The organism is Streptomyces sp. NPDC058000 (genome assembly GCF_042886435.1).
Classification (GTDB): domain Bacteria; phylum Actinomycetota; class Actinomycetes; order Streptomycetales; family Streptomycetaceae; genus Streptomyces.
Window position 1 is genome coordinate 72,076 of the sequence record NZ_JBHVQS010000020.1, and the last position, 15,869, is coordinate 87,944.

The window sequence follows — 15,869 nt, forward strand, 5'->3', positions numbered from 1 at the left end:
AATGGCCGGATGAGGGGGTGGGGCAGGTGGCGCAGGGCCCAGCTTGCGCATTTGTAGCGGCGACTGGGGATGCTGACTTAGCGGCCACGGGCAAGGTCGCGCAGGGCGGTGGCAACCACGTGTCCGGGGCTGAGCCAAGCCCAGGAAGGAAGATTGGGGATGCCGAGTTGGTTGCGGTCGAAGAAGTCGGTGGTGACGAAGCCGGGCAGGAGCGTCATCATGCGGACGCCGCTGGTGACGACCTCCCTGGAGCGGGCGACGGCCTCGGTGAAGGCGAGTACCCATGCCTTGCTGGCGGGATAGGTGGTGGCCAGACCGCCGATGCCCAGTGCGGTGAAGGAGGAGACGTTCACCACCTGGCCGGATCGGCGCTCGATCATGCGGGGTAGAGCGGCGTGGGTCAACCGCATGACGGCGCGGATGTTGAGGTCGAGCAGAGTGGCTTCGGCGGATACGTCGTTGGCCGGGAAGGGGCGGCTCAGTACTGTCCCGGCGTTGTCGACGAGGAGGTCGACGGCCTCCCCGGCAGAGAGCCGATGCTCCACAGTCGCACATCCGTTGGCGGTGGCGAGGTCGACGGGCATGGTCTCGACGTGTACTCCCGCCGAGGTTCGAAGGGTCCGGGCGAGGTCGTCGAGGGCGCTGCGGGTGCGGGCCACGAGGACGAGGTCGTAGCCGCGTCGGGCCAGTTGTTCGGTGAAGGCCCGGCCGATGCCGGAGGACGCGCCGGTGATCAGTGCGGTGGGCATGGTCACACCGGTTGTTCGATGTGGTCGGTGCGGAAGCCGACGGCTGTGGCGAAGACGTCGAGCAGTCCGCTCAGTGGTTCGGCGGGTAGTCCGGGCTTCCACAGCTCGACGGCCATCTCACCGTGGTAGAGCATCGGCCAGCGCACGTAGTGCCTCGGGTCGTCGGGGTCGTGGACGGCGTGCGAGCGCCGGACGGTGTCGGAGGCGACGTCGGCTGTCAGATCGCTGCCGCAGCCGAAGCCGTAGGGGTAGCGTTCCCGGTTCGGCGGCACGGTCTCGATGTGCGCGTGGTCGGTCCGTTCCACGCCGACATGGGCGTGGATTCCGGCCCCGCGAGGATCTACGGCCCCTGCGTGACCCGGACGCGGTCGAGCTGGACGACGGTGGCGACTCAGCCCCGGCTACGACGGTCAGTCTCGGCCAGCACGCGTCAGGAGCGGCCGGTGGTGTAGGTCCACGCGATGCAGCCGGCATCCCCCTTCGTCCCGTTGCGGCCGTCGCCCGAATAAGAAGCCGTGCCGCCCTCGCCGCCGGTGCCGGCCGCGAAGGGGCACCGGGTCTTTCTTTGCCAGGCTGGGGCCGCCAACGCCCCCGGCCCCGCCACGCCCCTCATTGGCGTCCTTGCCGTTGTCGGCCTTGATGCCGTTCAGAAGGCGGACCTTGGTGCCAAGTCACTTGCTTTCAGCGCTCTGTCCGGGGTGGTTGGCAGAACCGCCCTTGCCGTTACCGTTGCCGTAAGCACCGCTGCCGCCGCGATTGCCCCGCCGCCCCGGTCCGCGGAGAGCTGCCTGGTGCCGTCGACGTCGACGGTCGTCACCCGGGTCACTGTGCGCACGGCGGGCCGGGGTCCGCTTCCTCTGACATGCCGGGCGCATTGCGACGTGACGGGTGACGGGCGGCGTTCATGCAGCGGAAGGTCTTCGGGGTGCGGCAGGTGTACACGAACAACTGGAAACCGGCTGGCGCCCGGACAGGATGAAACCGTTGATCTACGTTGAGCCGGCGAACGGAATCACGGACTCGCAGCACTACGTCTTCCATACCGACGGCGAGACGTACATGGGACCGCCGACGGAAAAGCACGAGTCCGACAGGATCGAATGGATCCCGCTCAGCGAGGCCCGTGCCATGATCGACCGCCGCGAGGTCGTCAGCAATGGCTCGCTGGTTGGCCTGCTCTACGTCCTCATGGACCAAGCCATCCGCTGACTGGCTCAGGGAAGGTCTCCCGCAGTCAGGGCTCGACATCGCTCACCGACCGCTCCCTGCGACGCGAAGCGAGCTGGATGAAGAGCCGCATGAAGAGCTCCCGGAGGTGCTCCTTCCCACGCTCGGACGTCACGTTCGCGGCCGCACGCCGCTACGAACACCGCACCAGAGTCGCCAACGCCTTCTACAACCTCGCGGAAGCCGTCATCACCGTGCGTAGCCTGTTCCGACGTGCCTGGACCACCCACCGCCGGGACGACCGCCCCACCCGACGACCCTGCCCCCACACCTATCCGGGCGAGCCCCTAATATCATTTCGCGTTCTCCGACGGACGCTGACGCCCGCTTGGTCGCGCCCGCCGCCCAACGCCCGATACGACACGACGACTCCACCGCATGGCGATGGAGTCGAGCATCGAGGAGAGGAACGTTCATGCGCGCCCGGAGCATCGCCGCAGCCACCGCAACAGCATTGGCACTGGTGGCCGCTCGTGACCTTGTCCAGAAGAAGCACGCATTGCTCCGGAACTTCCCGGTGATCGGGCACGCCCGGTACCTGTTGGAGACGATCGGGCCGGAACTGCGGCAGTACATAGTGACCTCCAACGACGAGGAGCGCCCGTTCAGTCGTGACCAGCGCACCTGGATCTACGCGTCGTCGAAGGGGGAGAACAACTACTTCGGCTTCGGAACCGACAACGACATTGAGCACATGCAGGGGCACGCGTACCTGAAGCAGCGCACGTTCGCCGGCACGCTGCCCGACGCGCACGACCCGCAGGCCCCACTGCCCTCGGCCAAGGTGCTGGGCGGGCCGCGCGGGCGCGCCAAGGCGTTCCGACCGGCGAGCGTGGTGAACATCTCGGCGATGAGCTTCGGATCGCTCTCCGGCGCGGCGATCACGGCGCTCAACAAAGGGGCGGCGCTGGCGGGCACGATGCAGAACACGGGAGAGGGCGGCCTCTCCCCGTACCACCGCAACGGCGGCGATCTTGTCCTTCAAATCGGTACGGCGTACTTCGGCTGCCGCGACGAGGACGGCCGCTTCAACATCGACAAGCTCAAGGACGTGGTCGCCGGCGCCCCGGTCAAGGCGATAGAGATCAAGCTCTCCCAGGGCGCCAAGCCAGGGCTCGGCGGGATGCTGCCGGGCGCGAAGGTGACCCCGGAAATCGCCGAGATCCGCGGCATCCCGCTCGGTAAGGACTGCGCCTCCCCGTCGCGGCACACCGCGTTCAGTGACGTCGACTCGATGCTCGACTTCGTCGAACTGCTCGCCACCGAGACCGGTCTGCCGGTCGGGATCAAGAGCGCGGTGGGAGAGATGGAGTTCTGGCAGGAGCTGGCCACGCTGATGGCGCGTGGCGACCGCGGTGTCGACTTCGTGACCATCGACGGCGGCGAGGGCGGCACCGGAGCGGCACCGCTGATCTTCAGCGACTCGGTGTCGCTGCCCTTCCGGATGGGCTTCTCCCGGGTCTACGGCACCTTCGCCGAGCTGGGGCTGACCGACGACCTGACCTTCATCGCCTCCGGCAAGCTCGGCCTGCCCGAGAACGCCGCGGTCGCCTTCGCCCTGGGTGCCGACATGATCAACGTGGCGCGTGAGGCGATGCTCTCGATCGGCTGCATCCAGGCACAGAAGTGCCACACCGACAAGTGCCCCACCGGCATCGCCACCCAGAACCCGCGGCTGGCCCGCGGCCTCGACCCGACCTCGAAGGCCACCCGGGCCGCCGTCTACCTGCGCACCCTGCGCAAGGAGCTGATCAAGGTCTCGTCGGCCGTCGGCGTCGCCCACCCGGCGCTCATCACGGCCAACGACATCGAGATCATGAACGGCGACTACGAGGCCCGGACCCTGGCCGGTGTCTACGGCTACAAGGACGGCTGGGGCGAGCTCGGCCCGCACCTCGCCGAGGAGATCACTGCACTGCTCGCCACCAAGCCGACGTCCGTGCAGAAGCCGACCGTCTGAGCCTCCGCCGACAGTGGCAGGCGCCGCGCGCACCGCTCTCCCGCCAGGAGCACGCGCGTGGCACCGGCCGGTGTCACCCTCGTCCCCCCTGCCCACGAACAGTCCCTGCCTAGGTGATCACAACATGACCGAAAAAGTGCGATTCCGTAGCGTCGTCGGCCCCGAACTGGCCGGAGCGATCGACCTGCCAGACGGCGAGATCCGAGGCTGGGGAATCTTCGTGCACGGATTCACACTCGGCAAGGACTCACCGGCCGCCTCGCGCGTCAGCAAGCAGCTGGCACGCGAGGGGATCGGAATGCTGCGCTACGACAACCTCGGGATCGGGGACTCCGACGGCGACTGGGGGGACGGTTCCTTCACCGTCAAGGTCCAGGACACGGTCCGCGCAGCGGCCCTGATGGCGGAGCGAGGAACTCCGGCAGACCTGCTGGTGGGGCACTCATGGGGAGGCGCCGCCGTCCTCGCCGCGGCGGCAGAGGCAACCGGCGTCCGCGCGCTCGCCACGATCGGGGCGCCTGTCGAGCCCAGCCACGTCGAGCGACAGTACGACGCGGTCATGGATCGTGTTCTCAGTGAGGGTTCGCACGAGTGGTTCGTCGGCGGGAGGACCCTGGTCCTCAAGCGCGCCTTCGTCGAAGACGTCCGGCGTGCTCAACTGCGCGATCGGATACGCGAGTTGAACCTGCCGCTACTCGTCCTGCATTCGCCAACCGACCACACCGTCGACATCGCCAACGCCGGGGAGATCTTCCGCGAGGCACGACACCCGCGAAGCTTCGTCTCGCTCGAAGGAGCAGACCATCTCCTGACCGCACGAGGACAAGCGCAGCGAGCCGCCCACATCATCAGCGCCTGGGCCGACCAGTACATCCACGGGTCACAGCCCGGAGGCAAGACATCCCAGGTGATGAAGAGCTCGCTCGGATAGGTGTGGGGGCGGGGTCGCCCTGTGGATCGAAGTCGCCCGCGCGTACCGCCAGCAAGGCCGCCTCGGCGACGGCCACCAAGCCCTCCGCATCGCCGAAGGCTGTGTGGCCCAAGACATCCGCCGCCGGCCCTGTATCGAGATCCGGGTCTCCAGTGCACGCTCAAAGGGGGGCTTCATCGCGTAGGGCTTTGTCGGCGAGCGCCCCGTCGGGGAAGTCGTCGTGGCTGTGGGTGGAGTAGCGGAAGGAGCCCGCTTCCTCGAAGGACCGGTCACCCAGAATGGGTGGTATGTCATGGTCACCGCCCGGCAAGGGGAGACGGTCCTCTTCCTCGTCACTGATGAGGAAGAGGCCAGCCAGGCCGCGCCAGACCTGCGGGGCGCTGCAATCCATGCGGTGGTCGTGGTGCCAGAGGGGCGCGGCCCCCTGCGGCAGCGGGTACGCGTAGCTGCGGTAGCCGAAGGCAATCCGACCGCCGTGGCCAGCCGCGATGCCGTTGTGCGTCTCGTGTGCCTGGCCGGGTGAGCAGCGGCCGGCGGGCAGCAGCAGGTCGGTGGGGCAGCCGTCGGACTCCGGCGGGGTGGCTCCACCGTGCAGATGCTGAGCTGCGATTGCGAGGGAAACAGAGTTACCTGTTTCCCCAATTTTTACCTGACGGACAGCATAGTTGGGCCTACTAAGGCGCCAGCTTGTTCAGCTAAAACGTCGGACAGGTGCTCACCCCCCACGTGCGTCCCCTGTGTGGCCCCACAGGAAACCCCTCAAACCTCTGTGCGTACCCTGGAGAGACCGTGACCGTGCCCCTACCGAGAACCGCCGTCCTCACCGGCGTCCTCACCACCGCCGCCGCACTCGCCCTCAGCGGCTGTGGCGCGGACTCCGACGCGTCGACCGCCGGCGGCAAGAGCGCGGCCGCCGCGACCACGGCCACCGCGTTCGGTGGCATCGACGCCCTGGCCAAGGAGGCCAAGAAGGAGGGCACACTGCACGCGATCGCGCTGCCCCGCGACTGGGCCAACTACGGCGGCCTGATCGACGGCTTCGAAAAGAAGTACGGCATCACGGTCGAGGTCGAGAACTCGAGCGGCACCAGCCAGGACGAGATCAGCGCGGTCGCCTCGCGCAAGGGCCAGAACAGCGCGCCCGACGTCGTCGACCTCGGCAGTTCCTTCGCGCAGAGCGCCGCCCAGCAGGGGCTGCTCGCGCCTTACATGGTCGCCGGTTTCACTGACATACCCGATGACCAGAAGGACGCGATCGGCCGTTGGTCGAACGACTACGGCGGCTACATCTCCTTCGGCTGCAATGCCAAGCGTGTGCAAACCTGCCCGACCAGTTTCAAGGATCTGCTCAAGCCGCAGTACAAGGGACAGGTCGCGCTCAACGGCGACCCCAGCAAGTCGGGTTCGGCCTTCGGCGCCGTGTACGCGGCTGCCCTCGCCAACGGCGGATCCTTCGACGACATCCAGCCCGGCATAGACTTCTTCGCCAAGCTGAAGAAGAACGGCAACTACACGCCCGTCGCATCCACCCCGGCCACCATCAAAAAGGGCGAGACGCCGATCAGCATCGACTGGGACTACCTCAACGCCGGGTACACCGACGAGCTCAAGTCCAAGGGCCTCGACTGGACGGTCACGGTCCCCTCGGACGGCCAGTTCTCCCAGTACTACTCGCAGGCCATCAACAAGTATGCGCCGCACCCCGCGGCCGCGCGCCTGTGGCAGGAGTACCTCTACAGCGCCGAGGGCCAGAACCTCAGGCTCAAGGGATACGCCCGCCCGGCTCTGATGACCGCTATGAACAAGGCAGGCACGCTCGACCAGGCCGCCGCGGCGAAGCTGCCGAAGGTCTCCGGCACGCCGAGCTTCCCGACCGAGTCCCAGCAGAGCAGTGCCAAGTTCGTCATCTCCCAGAGCTGGGGCGAAGCAGTCGCTGGATGACCGCGACTCGCATCAGGCCCGTCGTGATGCCCGCCGCTTCCTCTCAGCGGCGGCATCACGCGGCCGGCCCGGTCGCCCCGACACCATGCACGACTTCAACCGCCCGTACCGCGACAGCCGCTGATCTCCGCGGACAGCGCCCAAGGCGGCTGAACTCCACGACGTGCAGGCACTGGGCCGCAGCGCTCAGCAGGTCGTCGACGTCGTTTACACGGCCATGCAGTTGGTGGCTGGTGCCTTCGTCGAGTTCGCAGCCTGGGTGGCCGCTGGCGGCGAGAGCCTTGCGGGCGTCGTCGGTGCGGATTTCCGGCGGCGCTCGGTTGGCCGTTACTGGTCTCCGGCGAGGCGTCGTTGTTCGAGGTAGATGCCGGTGAAGACGGCGACTTTGGCCCGCAGGACCCAAGGGTCGAAGGGCTTGCCGATGTAGTCGACCGCACCGGCGGCATAGCCGCGGGCGGAGTGCTCGGGGTCGGTGCCCATGGCGGTGAGGAAGATGATGGGCACGTCGTGGGTGCGGGGGCGTCGTTTGATGTGGGCGGCGGTTTCGTATCCGTCCATGTCTGGCATCTGGACGTCCATGATGATCACCGCGAAGTCGTCGTGATCGAGAAGGGCTTTGAGGGCTTCGCGGCCGGAAGGGACCGCGACCAGTTCCTGATCGAGAGTGGACAGTACGGCGGTCATGGCCAGCAGGTTGTCAGGCTGATCGTCGACGATGAGGACCTTGGGCATGGCCCGAGGCACCGCGGGTGTCACGGCAACGGCGTTCTTCTGCACCTGCTCGACCGCCTCCAACTGGCGTTCCAACAGGGCACAGCGTTGCTCGGCCTCCTCGCGCCGCTGTTGCACTTCGTGCAACTGGGCCAACAAGCGGGTTACTTCGTCCTGTAACTGGTCGCGTTCGTGCAGCAGTTCTGTGACATCGAGGTTGGCTGCGGCCAGGCGCTCGGCCCGTTCCCGCTCCGCGCTCCACTCGGCTTCCAAATGGTTCAGGCGCACTTCCAGGTCGGCGATGCGGTGCTTGCGGTCCAGCAGGGCATCCCCCAGTGCGTCACCGTGGGCGGTCGAACGGCGTGAGACGCGGTCGGCTTCGGCGAGTTGCTGCTCAAGGACTTCGACCGCGTGACGGGGTGAGGTGCTGGTTTCGACCGCCTCCCGGTGCAGGCGCCGCACCAGTTCGATGGCGTCCGGGGTGGCGGCCATACCGCGGTGCTCAGCGACGTCGGTGAAGAGGTCCATCACTACTTCCCACGGCGGAACACGGGTACCGCTGAGGTAGCGGGAGAAGGTGCCGGCGTCTCGTACCCGCCTGGCCGCGTAGCGGCGTACCGAGACTTCCAGGCCCTCGAACAACTCCCGCAGGGCCCTCGCCAACGCACGGGACTCCGGCGTCAAACTCTGCCCCAGGGGGCGCAGTTCACCCACGGATGCTCCCGCCCTTCGCCCGCTCCTTGCGCACAACCGGCCTTCCGGCGGCGACATCCGGGGCGATGATCTGGTTGAACACCGGCACGGCCCCGCCCGCAGCGGCAAGCCCGGAAAGGACGCCACCCACCACTCCGTTGCCGGCCAGCACCGACAGCATGCCGGCCCCCACTCCGGTCAGCGCCGCAAGCAGCAGCACCAGCGCCGCCCGCACCGACACAAGCGAACGATCCATCGCACCTGCCCTCCTTCACCCGCCACAGAGCGGTCGGAACGGCGCGCCCCGGGTGGGCCCGCCTTGCCATGCGCCACACAATGGCGCCAGGCGAACCCGTTGCGCCAGGCAACCGAGAAACCGGCAACACCCGGTACCCGTTGCGGTGTCGTCCGACGTCCCCGCAACGCTCCAGATGCGCAGCTCAGGGCCGGATTGCCGGTGGAGGTGTTGCGGCAACACCCGCGTGGCCGCGGACGTGGCATTGACGCTTGAACCGCGGACCGACGGCGGGGACGGAGGCGGGGCACACCGCGGCGGAGCCACTGAGCGACTGAGCAACGTCATCGGGTGACACGTGAGATGCCATCGATCAACCGACTACGTGCTCGCTTCGGCGGCCGATCGTGCCGATTCCTCGTGACGACAGCGGTTTCACAGACTGCTGCTGTCGGTCCGTCAGCTCACCACCATGTACCAATCATTAGGCTCGCCAACTAACTTCAGGCCAGGTGACGTTAATCTTGATCGTCAATCCACCTACCGGAGATGCCGCCAACGGACGCTCACCGGCACACCGACGCGTGACGACGGACAGCAGGGCGAGATGGGCAACAGGGGCGATGCGGCACCAGACCCGGCCAGGCGGGCGACTTCTTGAGCACACCCTAGGAGCGGGGTGCCTGTCTGTCGACGCCACTCTGCGGTAGCGGTTCCGTACGACCGTAAGGCGGCGACCTCGGTGGTGAAGTGGCGTTCCTGGTAGGGGTGTTGATGGGAGGCAAATACTGTGGGGCGCGGTAGGTGAGCGGGCCGTTGGTACGGATCACCCACGCCGCGATCTGCGGTAGCGGCCTGTGGCGTTACCGGAAGGTGCCGGCGTCCCCGGGCGGTGTGCGGATCGGGCACGAGTTCATCGGCGTGGTCGAGGAGGTCGGCTCCGAGGTCGCATCCGTACGGCGCGGTGATCTCGTCCTTGCGCCCTTCAAGTGGTCCGACGGGACCTGCGAGTTCTGTCGTGACGGGCTGCCCCCGTCCTGTCTGAACGGTGGCGAATCGCCTGCACGGACTCCCACCTCTACGTTCGGTTCGTCGTCCCACACGGGGACGCGGACGAACCGGTGGAGGCACCTAACGTGTCCGCTTATGGCTTCGCACATCTACGCAGCCGTCGCCATCACCCCGATGTCTTGGAGTACTTGGAGCGCATCCAGGCCACCCTCGACCCCTTCCACGGGCGCTTCGTCATCCATGGTCCGCCGGCCGAGGTGCTGGAAGGAGCCTGGTCGGGCAGCATGGTGCTGATCGAGTTCCCCGATGTGGCTGAGGCCCGTGCCTGGTATGCGTCCCCCGCGTACCAGCAGATACTGCGGCTGCGGACCAACCACGTCCAGGGGGACGTGCTGCTGATGGAGGGCGTTGGACCGGAGTATGACCCGCGTGAGCGGTCGGAGAAGCTCCAGGTAGAGGCAGAGGAAGAGGAAGAGGCGAAGTCGGAACCGGAAGTGGAAGCGGAGTCGGAGACAGGGGCGGCCGGGCGAAGGCCCTGAGGCGTGATCGAACGAAATCGCCTGGCGCACCCAGCTGCCCACATCCAGTGGACCGACGGGTACGCCGCTCTCGACGACGCCGCCTTCGCCCTGGCCTGATCGGGGCCGTCAGCCGCGTCCGGTGAACTGCTGCCCCACCCCGAGTCGGCGCAGACCTGCGAGGACCTGCGGGTCCTGGGCGTCCAGCCAGTCGCAGAGCTGCCGGAAGGAAACCAGTCGGACATCCTTGAGCCTGTCATCGGCTATGTGCTTGAGCGCCTCTTCGACGGCGTCCATGTAGATGCCGCCGTTCCACCGCTCGAAGTGGTTGCCGATGAAGAACGGCGCCCGGTTGGTCTCGTAGGCCCGGCGGAATCCGGAGATATACGCCTCCGTGGCCTGCTTGCGCCAGCCCGGATAGTTGGCCGGCGGCGCCTTGGTGGAGTTCTTGGACTGGTTGGCCAGGATGTTGTAGTCCATCGAGAGCACCTCGAAGGAATGGCCGGGGAACGGCATCTGCTGGAGCGGGAAGTTCCACACGCCCTGCTTCTTGTCGGGCCAGACCTGAAGGCCGCCGGGCGAGCTGGCGTCGTACCGCCAGCCACGCTTACGCGCCGTGGGAAGCAAGTTGTCCTGGCCGAGCAGGCACGGCGTGCGGCCGCCGACCAGTTCCTTGCTGTAGTCGAACGGCAGGGGGTCGAGGTCGGTGAAGCCGGTATTGGTCCGCCACTTGGTGACGAAGGACATGGCCTGCTCGATCTCGTCGTCCCACTGGGCCGGGGTCCAGTGCGCGACCGAGCCCGAACTGGTGCCGCAGAAATGGCCGTTGAAGTGGGTGCCTATCTCGTGGCCCTCCAACCACGCCGCGCGCACGTTCGTAAGTGTCGCCCTGATGTGGTCGTCGTTGAGGTAGCCGATATCGGAGGCGCCTACGCGGTTGTTCGGCGGGCGGTACATGCGCTTCTTCGATTCGGGCAGCAGATACAGCCCGGACAGGAAGAAGGTCATCGAGGCGTTATGGTCCTTGGCAAGCTTGCGGAACCGCGGGAAGAGGCCATTGCCCACCTCGCCGGCGCCGTCCCAGGAGAAGACGACGAACTGCGGTGGCTTCTGGCCCGGCTCCAGCTTCTGCGGTGCGGGCGGCTGGTTGGGCTGCTTTCCGGTGTACGCGGTCGAGCCGTCTCCTATCGGCTTGCCCTGCACCCCCTTTCCGGACTGGGTTCCGACCTTGTCGGAGGACCCCAACCCGGGGAATGAGCAGCCGGCCACGGAAAGCGCGGCCGCCGCCCCCGCACCGAGTCCGAATATGTGCCGGCGGCTGAATTCACGCATAACGGTCCCCATCGCATTCGTTCGTAGTTCTGGCATGTGGGACACCCCGAGATGTGGGACGCCCGGACAGATGGGGAGTCGGATACTTGACGTTCCGCTTCGGCCCCGACAAGGGAATTCTCAACGGAGAGTGGGCGGCGGGCTACGCTCCGAAGCCCTTTGGGGTGCCCCCAATGCCCCCGAATACCCCCGTGGAATGCCCCGGGGCCGAATGGTCCCTGGGAGCCCTTGGTGGCCCGTCGCGCCTCCCCAGCGCGGCTGAGCCTGTCCTTCACCGAAGCCACCGCGTACCCAAAAGCGCGGAGGTCGAGAGCATCGGCGGCGTGGTCCGCCATGCCTTTGCGCAAGCGCAACGCCGAAGTCAAGGTCAAGGTCGAAATCGAAGCCGAAGCCGAAACCGATGTCGAAGTCGAAGTGGAAGTCGGTTACGGCATACGTCCGTCCTACCGGTGGCGGCTACCAGGACAACACCGACGCCATACCGTCCTCCGGTTGGCCCGGGAACTGCTCGGGCCGCGGACAGTCAGCATTCCTGTGACCAGCGCCCCGCAGACTGCGAGCGGCACCGCTACGGTAAGGAGCGGCCCCCGCGGCCCCTGCCCTTCTTCGTGCTTGGCTCTTGGTTCTTCGCGGCCTTCCCGGCCCTCCCGGCGCAACCATCGTTGTCCGTCTTCTGCATGTCGTACTCCCCCGATCGATGGTCAGACAGGAAGTTGAGGGCCGCAGCGGCCCTCAACCAACGCCCTTGGGCCCTTGGACACTCATGACTCTGACGGAGATCACTAGCGCACCGATAACGCCTCACTAACAACCGTTGCAGCGCGAGGCCACGCCCGATGGGTCGCACGGGCCCGTGGCTGGCAGCGCGGTGCACAGCGGAGTGGCCTGCGGGAGGGTGCGGGAGGGTACGAACCGCTTCTGGCACCGTACGGCCATGCCCTTCCCCGAGCGAAACGGGGCCGAATGGGTGACGATGAAGGTGTCCTCACTTGATCGTGTTGTTCCATGAGAGAGGTGGGCGGCATGTCATCCCCCTCCGATGCCGCGGGCAACAGCCCGTCACACCCCCGGGACACCTCTCCGGGAGGCGAAGCCTTGGGCGCCATGGCGAACCTCGGCTGGCAGGCACTGATCACCATCGGCCTGGCATCGATCGCCTTGGGCGTGGTCGTCCTGGCCTGGCCGGGCAAGACGCTACACGTCGTCGGCGTGGCCTTCGGCATCTACTTGTTGGTCAGCGGTGTCTTCCAGCTGGCCGCGGCCTTCGGCGCGCACGTACCTGGACATCTGCGGGCGCTGCACTTCGTCGCGGGTGCGGTCTCCGTGCTGCTCGGGCTCGTATGTTTCCGGGGCACCCTGCAATCGATCCTGCTGCTCGCCCTCTGGATCGGCTTCGGTTGGTTGATGCGCGGGATCATGATCACGGCGGCCGCGGGTTCGTCCCCCGCCATGCCCACACGTGGTTGGCAACTGTTCCTCGGAATCATCACCCTCCTCGCCGGCATCGTGCTGATCGTCTCGCCGTTCGGCTCGATCGCCGTACTCACCCTGGTAGTGGGCATCATGGCCATCGTCCTGGGTGCTGTGGAGGTTTTCCACGCCATCCAACTGCGCATTCAGGCCGGCCGGCTCACCCAGGGCACCGCCCCCAAGCAGCGGCGGTCCCTCTTCCATGCGCATCCCCACCCGCAGCACTGACCGTCCGCACCAGCTGTCTGCACCAGCTGTCCATGCCAACCACTCGCGGCCTGATCGTCCTCCAGGGAGAGCCGCGCCAGTCGCGCCCCGCACCCCGCACCCCGCACCCCGCACGCAAGGAGTGCACGGATCCTGAGAGTTGAACGGCGGGCCTCCGATCGCTGACTCGATCTCGATCGCCGGCCCGCTTTTCCATCCCGCCTTACCATCCCGCCTTCCGCCCTCAATCGTGGAGCTGGATCCGGAAAGCGAGCCGCTGTTCCTGCCGGGCCTTGATCCTTCGCACTCGCCGACCACTCGGGCGGATGCCCCCGATGGCTCCGACGGCTACGTTGACCGCGAAGGCCGCGCAGACCGCCTTGACCGCGCAGGCACCGAACTGACCCTCCCCGTACGGCAGTAGCCGCAACACGCCCGGAACGTTCCTCACTGACACCATCCTGCCGGTCAACGGCGGACATCTGGCACAGTGACCTCACCACTACACACAAGCACCTCGAAAGCGGACACCACCCGGCTCCGTGGTGCCCCCGCACAGCAGGTCGCCGAACTCAGCAGAGGACATCCGAATGCAGCAGCCCACAACGCTCGCCGACGACCTCCGCAACGCCATCCGGATCTTCCCCGACTTCCCTCAACCAGGCATCCAATTCAAGGACTTCACCCCCGTCTTTGCGCAGCCCCAGCTGGTGCACCGCATAGCCGAGCACATCAGCGCAGCCTTCGGCGGACAGTTCGACCGCGTACTCGCCGTCGAAGCCCGCGGATTCATCCTCGGCACCACCCTGGCAGCCGTCGCAGACCGCCCACTGGCCCTCGCCAGGAAGAAAGGCAAGCTGCCCGGACCCGTTTTCCGTACCGAATACCGCCTGGCTTACGGCACCGCCACCCTCGAACTCCAGCAGGACACCCTGACGCCCGGCGAACGCGTCCTGGTGGTCGACGACGTTCTCGCCAGCGGCGGCACCCTCGCCGCGGCAGCTGCGCTCATCGCCGAAAGCCGGGCCCAGGTCGCAGGATTCGGCGTTGTCACGACCATCGACGGGCTCGGGGGTGCGGCCCGCCTCGCCCCCGCACGGGTCTTCTCCGTCATACCCGAACAAGCCTGAACGACGGCGGCCGGCCGCCCCGCACTCCACGGGGCAGCCGGCCGTCATCGCTGCCGCACCTCACTCTGCCCGCCGGAACGGAAAAGCGCCCGCTGCTGTGGTGCACGGCAGCCGACCCCAACTGGCGGCCGTCCGGGCAAGTCCTCGCTGCCGCCGCGAACGTCCCCGTCACACCCCGACGAGCCCGGACTCACACCAACGCCGAACGGCCAGGTCCGCCAGGTCACCCGGCCCGCGAAGTCACCCAGCTCGCGAAGTCACGGCAGCACCTGGCGCGCCTCCACCATCTCCCCCCAGGCCAACCGCACTTCGTCGATGGCCTGAAGGTGCCCGCCCTCCTGCGCGCAGCGTCCGGCCCGCTCCAGCAACCGTTGAGCCTCATTCCGCGCCACCCCGCCCCGTACACGGGCCAGCGCAGTCAGTGCGAACGCCAGCGCCGTACCACCGAACGGCTCGGCCAGTTCGACCGAGGCCAGCGCCAGCCGCTCGGCGTCCGCCCGTTCGCCGAGTAGCAGATGGAGTTCCGCGAGGTTGGCGCGCTCGAAGGCGGTAGCCGTGGGACGACCCGCCTGTTCGGCCAGGGCCAGCGCGCGGCGCCCGTATACCAGCGCATCCCCGTGCCGCCCCGCACGGCGCTCGGTCTCACGCAGTACGGACAGTACGGTGGCCAGCAGCGCCCGGTCACCGGACTCCTCGGCCGGTGCCAGCGCCGATTCGGCGGGGCCGACCGCCTCGTCGGCGAGACCGGACAGCCCCAGGCAGACGGTCTGCTGCGCGAGCGATCGGGCCAGCAGTACCGCATGGTCGGCCCCCTGCGCGGCTTCCGCACAGCGTTCCGCCGACCGCGCGGCCGCCAGGCCCTCGTCGTAACGGCCGCAGTAGGACAGTACCGCCGAGCGCGCCATGTGATGCGCGGCCCGGATGTCGTCGGGGGCGCCTGGGCCAGGCGGATGGGCTTCCAGGACCCCCAGCGCCTCGTCGGCGCCGTGGCCGCGGCCGAGCACCTCTGCCAGCCGGGCGGCGGCGAGGGTACAGGCATCGCGCAGCCCTTGGCGTTCGTAGGAGTGCAGTGCCTCGCGCACCACGGTGACGGCCTCTTCGTACCGCCCCGACCGGTCCAGGTGCAGCGCCCAGTCCAGCCGTACCCGTGCCGCGTCCGCCTCGGGCCGCAGCGTCCCGCCCCCGTGGGACCAGCGGTATTCGGCCAGTGCGCGCCGTAGGTCGGCTCGTCGTCGCGCCAGCCGCTCGCGGGCCGGTTCGGTCCAGGGGGCGTAGCGGTCCTCGGGCAGAAGTTCACCGGTCAACGCCTCCAGGGCATGGGCCAGTTCGCGGCGTCCGCCGCTGTTAAGAGCCCGCCGGCCGAGGGCTTCGGCCTCGTCGGTGTCCACGCGTACCGTGTCGGGCACCAGTCGCAGCAGGTCGCCGTCGCCGGTCAGATACGCGGAGGGGCCGCGCGGTGGCAGTTCGGGCTCCAGCGCGTGCCGGGCGGTGTGCAGCGCCACGCGCAGACTGCCCAGGGCGGCGCGGAGTTCGGCGTGCGGCCAGCACACGGCCATGATCTGCTCGCGGTGCAGCGCATGATCCGGGGCGAGGGCCAGCAGCTTGACCAGAGTCCGGGCGCCGGGCCGGGACCAGTGCGCCACGAGCGGCGCCCCGGCCTCCCGTACCAGCCCGAACCCGCCGAGCAGGCGAATACGCAGCAGTGGGGGATTCATGAGCCGGACACTCTAACTCGTTCCGAACCAGAGTGGTGG

Annotated in this window: 14 protein-coding genes and 4 pseudogenes; 10 read left to right on the forward strand and 8 right to left on the reverse strand. The window is 67.8% G+C overall.

Annotation, left to right across the window (positions count from 1 at the left end; all coding sequences use genetic code 11):
• Positions 1-77 precede the first annotated feature (77 nt).
• Both ACFVT2_RS20800 and ACFVT2_RS20805 read right to left on the reverse strand, forming a co-directional pair.
• The gene (locus ACFVT2_RS20800) at positions 78-749 is read right to left on the reverse strand and encodes an SDR family NAD(P)-dependent oxidoreductase (protein ID WP_390019818.1); all 672 of its coding nucleotides are present in this window, start codon (positions 747-749) and stop codon (positions 78-80) included.
• Between the two features lie 2 nt (positions 750-751).
• Positions 752-1,054, reverse strand: a complete 303-nt coding sequence (locus tag ACFVT2_RS20805) for a hypothetical protein (RefSeq protein ID WP_390019820.1) — start codon at positions 1,052-1,054, stop codon at positions 752-754.
• A gap of 646 nt (positions 1,055-1,700) precedes the next feature.
• Between ACFVT2_RS20805 and ACFVT2_RS20810 the strand changes: the two are divergent.
• The 5 genes and pseudogenes from ACFVT2_RS20810 to ACFVT2_RS20830 form a co-directional block, all read left to right on the forward strand.
• Positions 1,701-1,958, forward strand: a pseudogene (locus tag ACFVT2_RS20810) (NUDIX hydrolase); the annotation flags it as partial.
• 143 nt (positions 1,959-2,101) lie between these two features.
• Positions 2,102-2,236: pseudogene (locus ACFVT2_RS20815) on the forward strand (IS5/IS1182 family transposase); the annotation flags it as partial.
• Between the two features lie 155 nt (positions 2,237-2,391).
• The gene (locus ACFVT2_RS20820) at positions 2,392-3,936 is read left to right on the forward strand and encodes an FMN-binding glutamate synthase family protein (RefSeq protein ID WP_390019822.1); all 1,545 of its coding nucleotides are present in this window, start codon (positions 2,392-2,394) and stop codon (positions 3,934-3,936) included.
• Positions 3,937-4,060: 124 nt separating this feature from the next.
• Positions 4,061-4,867 carry an alpha/beta hydrolase family protein gene (locus tag ACFVT2_RS20825; protein WP_390019825.1) on the forward strand — a complete coding sequence of 269 codons (807 nt, stop codon included), beginning with the start codon at positions 4,061-4,063 and terminating at the stop codon, positions 4,865-4,867.
• Between the two features lie 16 nt (positions 4,868-4,883).
• Positions 4,884-5,051: pseudogene (locus ACFVT2_RS20830) on the forward strand (transcriptional regulator); the annotation flags it as partial.
• Here the strand turns inward: ACFVT2_RS20830 and ACFVT2_RS20835 are convergent.
• The gene (locus ACFVT2_RS20835; protein ID WP_390019827.1) at positions 5,028-5,258 is read right to left on the reverse strand and encodes a hypothetical protein; all 231 of its coding nucleotides are present in this window, start codon (positions 5,256-5,258) and stop codon (positions 5,028-5,030) included. The pseudogene ACFVT2_RS20830 and the gene ACFVT2_RS20835 overlap by 24 nt on opposite strands.
• Positions 5,259-5,656: 398 nt before the next feature.
• Between ACFVT2_RS20835 and ACFVT2_RS20840 the strand changes: the two genes are divergently transcribed.
• Positions 5,657-6,808, forward strand: a complete 1,152-nt coding sequence (locus ACFVT2_RS20840; RefSeq protein WP_390019829.1) for an ABC transporter substrate-binding protein — start codon at positions 5,657-5,659, stop codon at positions 6,806-6,808.
• A gap of 327 nt (positions 6,809-7,135) precedes the next feature.
• Here ACFVT2_RS20840 and ACFVT2_RS20845 read toward each other — a convergent pair whose 3' ends face one another.
• Together ACFVT2_RS20845 and ACFVT2_RS20850 are read right to left on the reverse strand one after the other, a co-directional pair.
• Positions 7,136-8,233 carry a response regulator gene (locus ACFVT2_RS20845; RefSeq protein ID WP_390019832.1) on the reverse strand — a complete coding sequence of 366 codons (1,098 nt, stop codon included), beginning with the start codon at positions 8,231-8,233 and terminating at the stop codon, positions 7,136-7,138.
• Positions 8,226-8,468: a hypothetical protein gene (locus ACFVT2_RS20850; protein ID WP_390019834.1), complete on the reverse strand. Its 243-nt coding sequence runs from the start codon at positions 8,466-8,468 to the stop codon at positions 8,226-8,228. The genes ACFVT2_RS20845 and ACFVT2_RS20850 overlap by 8 nt, the downstream gene beginning before the upstream one ends.
• A gap of 783 nt (positions 8,469-9,251) precedes the next feature.
• On the opposite strand from ACFVT2_RS20850, the pseudogene ACFVT2_RS20855 reads away from it, so the two are divergent.
• Both ACFVT2_RS20855 and ACFVT2_RS20860 read left to right on the forward strand, forming a co-directional pair.
• Positions 9,252-9,491, forward strand: a pseudogene (locus tag ACFVT2_RS20855) (alcohol dehydrogenase catalytic domain-containing protein); the annotation flags it as partial.
• A gap of 92 nt (positions 9,492-9,583) precedes the next feature.
• Positions 9,584-9,997, forward strand: a complete 414-nt coding sequence (locus ACFVT2_RS20860; protein WP_390019836.1) for a DUF1330 domain-containing protein — start codon at positions 9,584-9,586, stop codon at positions 9,995-9,997.
• Between the two features lie 108 nt (positions 9,998-10,105).
• Here ACFVT2_RS20860 and ACFVT2_RS20865 read toward each other — a convergent pair whose 3' ends face one another.
• Entirely contained in the window at positions 10,106-11,308 is a 1,203-nt protein-coding gene (locus ACFVT2_RS20865) for a hypothetical protein (RefSeq protein ID WP_390019839.1), read from the reverse strand.
• A 1,023-nt stretch (positions 11,309-12,331) separates the two neighbouring features.
• Here ACFVT2_RS20865 and ACFVT2_RS20870 point away from each other — a divergent pair.
• Positions 12,332-13,006 (forward strand): HdeD family acid-resistance protein, encoded by a 675-nt coding sequence (locus tag ACFVT2_RS20870; protein WP_390019841.1) that lies wholly within the window; start codon positions 12,332-12,334, stop codon positions 13,004-13,006.
• A 223-nt stretch (positions 13,007-13,229) separates the two neighbouring features.
• Here the strand turns inward: ACFVT2_RS20870 and ACFVT2_RS20875 are convergent, their stop codons facing one another.
• Positions 13,230-13,436: a hypothetical protein gene (locus ACFVT2_RS20875; RefSeq protein WP_390019843.1), complete on the reverse strand. Its 207-nt coding sequence runs from the start codon at positions 13,434-13,436 to the stop codon at positions 13,230-13,232.
• A gap of 139 nt (positions 13,437-13,575) precedes the next feature.
• Between ACFVT2_RS20875 and ACFVT2_RS20880 the strand changes: the two genes are divergently transcribed.
• Positions 13,576-14,115 (forward strand): adenine phosphoribosyltransferase, encoded by a 540-nt coding sequence (locus ACFVT2_RS20880; protein ID WP_390019846.1) that lies wholly within the window; start codon positions 13,576-13,578, stop codon positions 14,113-14,115.
• A 257-nt stretch (positions 14,116-14,372) separates the two neighbouring features.
• On the opposite strand, the gene ACFVT2_RS20885 is transcribed toward ACFVT2_RS20880, so the two are convergent.
• The gene (locus ACFVT2_RS20885; RefSeq protein WP_390019849.1) at positions 14,373-15,830 is read right to left on the reverse strand and encodes a hypothetical protein; all 1,458 of its coding nucleotides are present in this window, start codon (positions 15,828-15,830) and stop codon (positions 14,373-14,375) included.
• Between the last annotated feature and the right edge of the window lie 39 nt (positions 15,831-15,869).

Excerpts from the sequence above, each read along its gene's own strand:
- ACFVT2_RS20800 (WP_390019818.1), bottom strand. The coding sequence starts at position 749 with ATGCCCACCGCACTGATCACCGGCGCGTCCTCCGGCATCGGCCGGGCC.
- ACFVT2_RS20820 (WP_390019822.1), top strand. The coding sequence starts at position 2,392 with ATGCGCGCCCGGAGCATCGCCGCAGCCACCGCAACAGCATTGGCACTG.
- ACFVT2_RS20825 (WP_390019825.1), top strand. The coding sequence starts at position 4,061 with ATGACCGAAAAAGTGCGATTCCGTAGCGTCGTCGGCCCCGAACTGGCC.
- ACFVT2_RS20835 (WP_390019827.1), bottom strand. The coding sequence starts at position 5,258 with ATGGATTGCAGCGCCCCGCAGGTCTGGCGCGGCCTGGCTGGCCTCTTC.
- ACFVT2_RS20850 (WP_390019834.1), bottom strand. The coding sequence starts at position 8,468 with ATGGATCGTTCGCTTGTGTCGGTGCGGGCGGCGCTGGTGCTGCTGCTT.
- ACFVT2_RS20865 (WP_390019839.1), bottom strand. The coding sequence starts at position 11,308 with ATGCGTGAATTCAGCCGCCGGCACATATTCGGACTCGGTGCGGGGGCG.
- ACFVT2_RS20870 (WP_390019841.1), top strand. The coding sequence starts at position 12,332 with ATGTCATCCCCCTCCGATGCCGCGGGCAACAGCCCGTCACACCCCCGG.
- ACFVT2_RS20880 (WP_390019846.1), top strand. The coding sequence starts at position 13,576 with ATGCAGCAGCCCACAACGCTCGCCGACGACCTCCGCAACGCCATCCGG.
- ACFVT2_RS20885 (WP_390019849.1), bottom strand. The coding sequence starts at position 15,830 with ATGAATCCCCCACTGCTGCGTATTCGCCTGCTCGGCGGGTTCGGGCTG.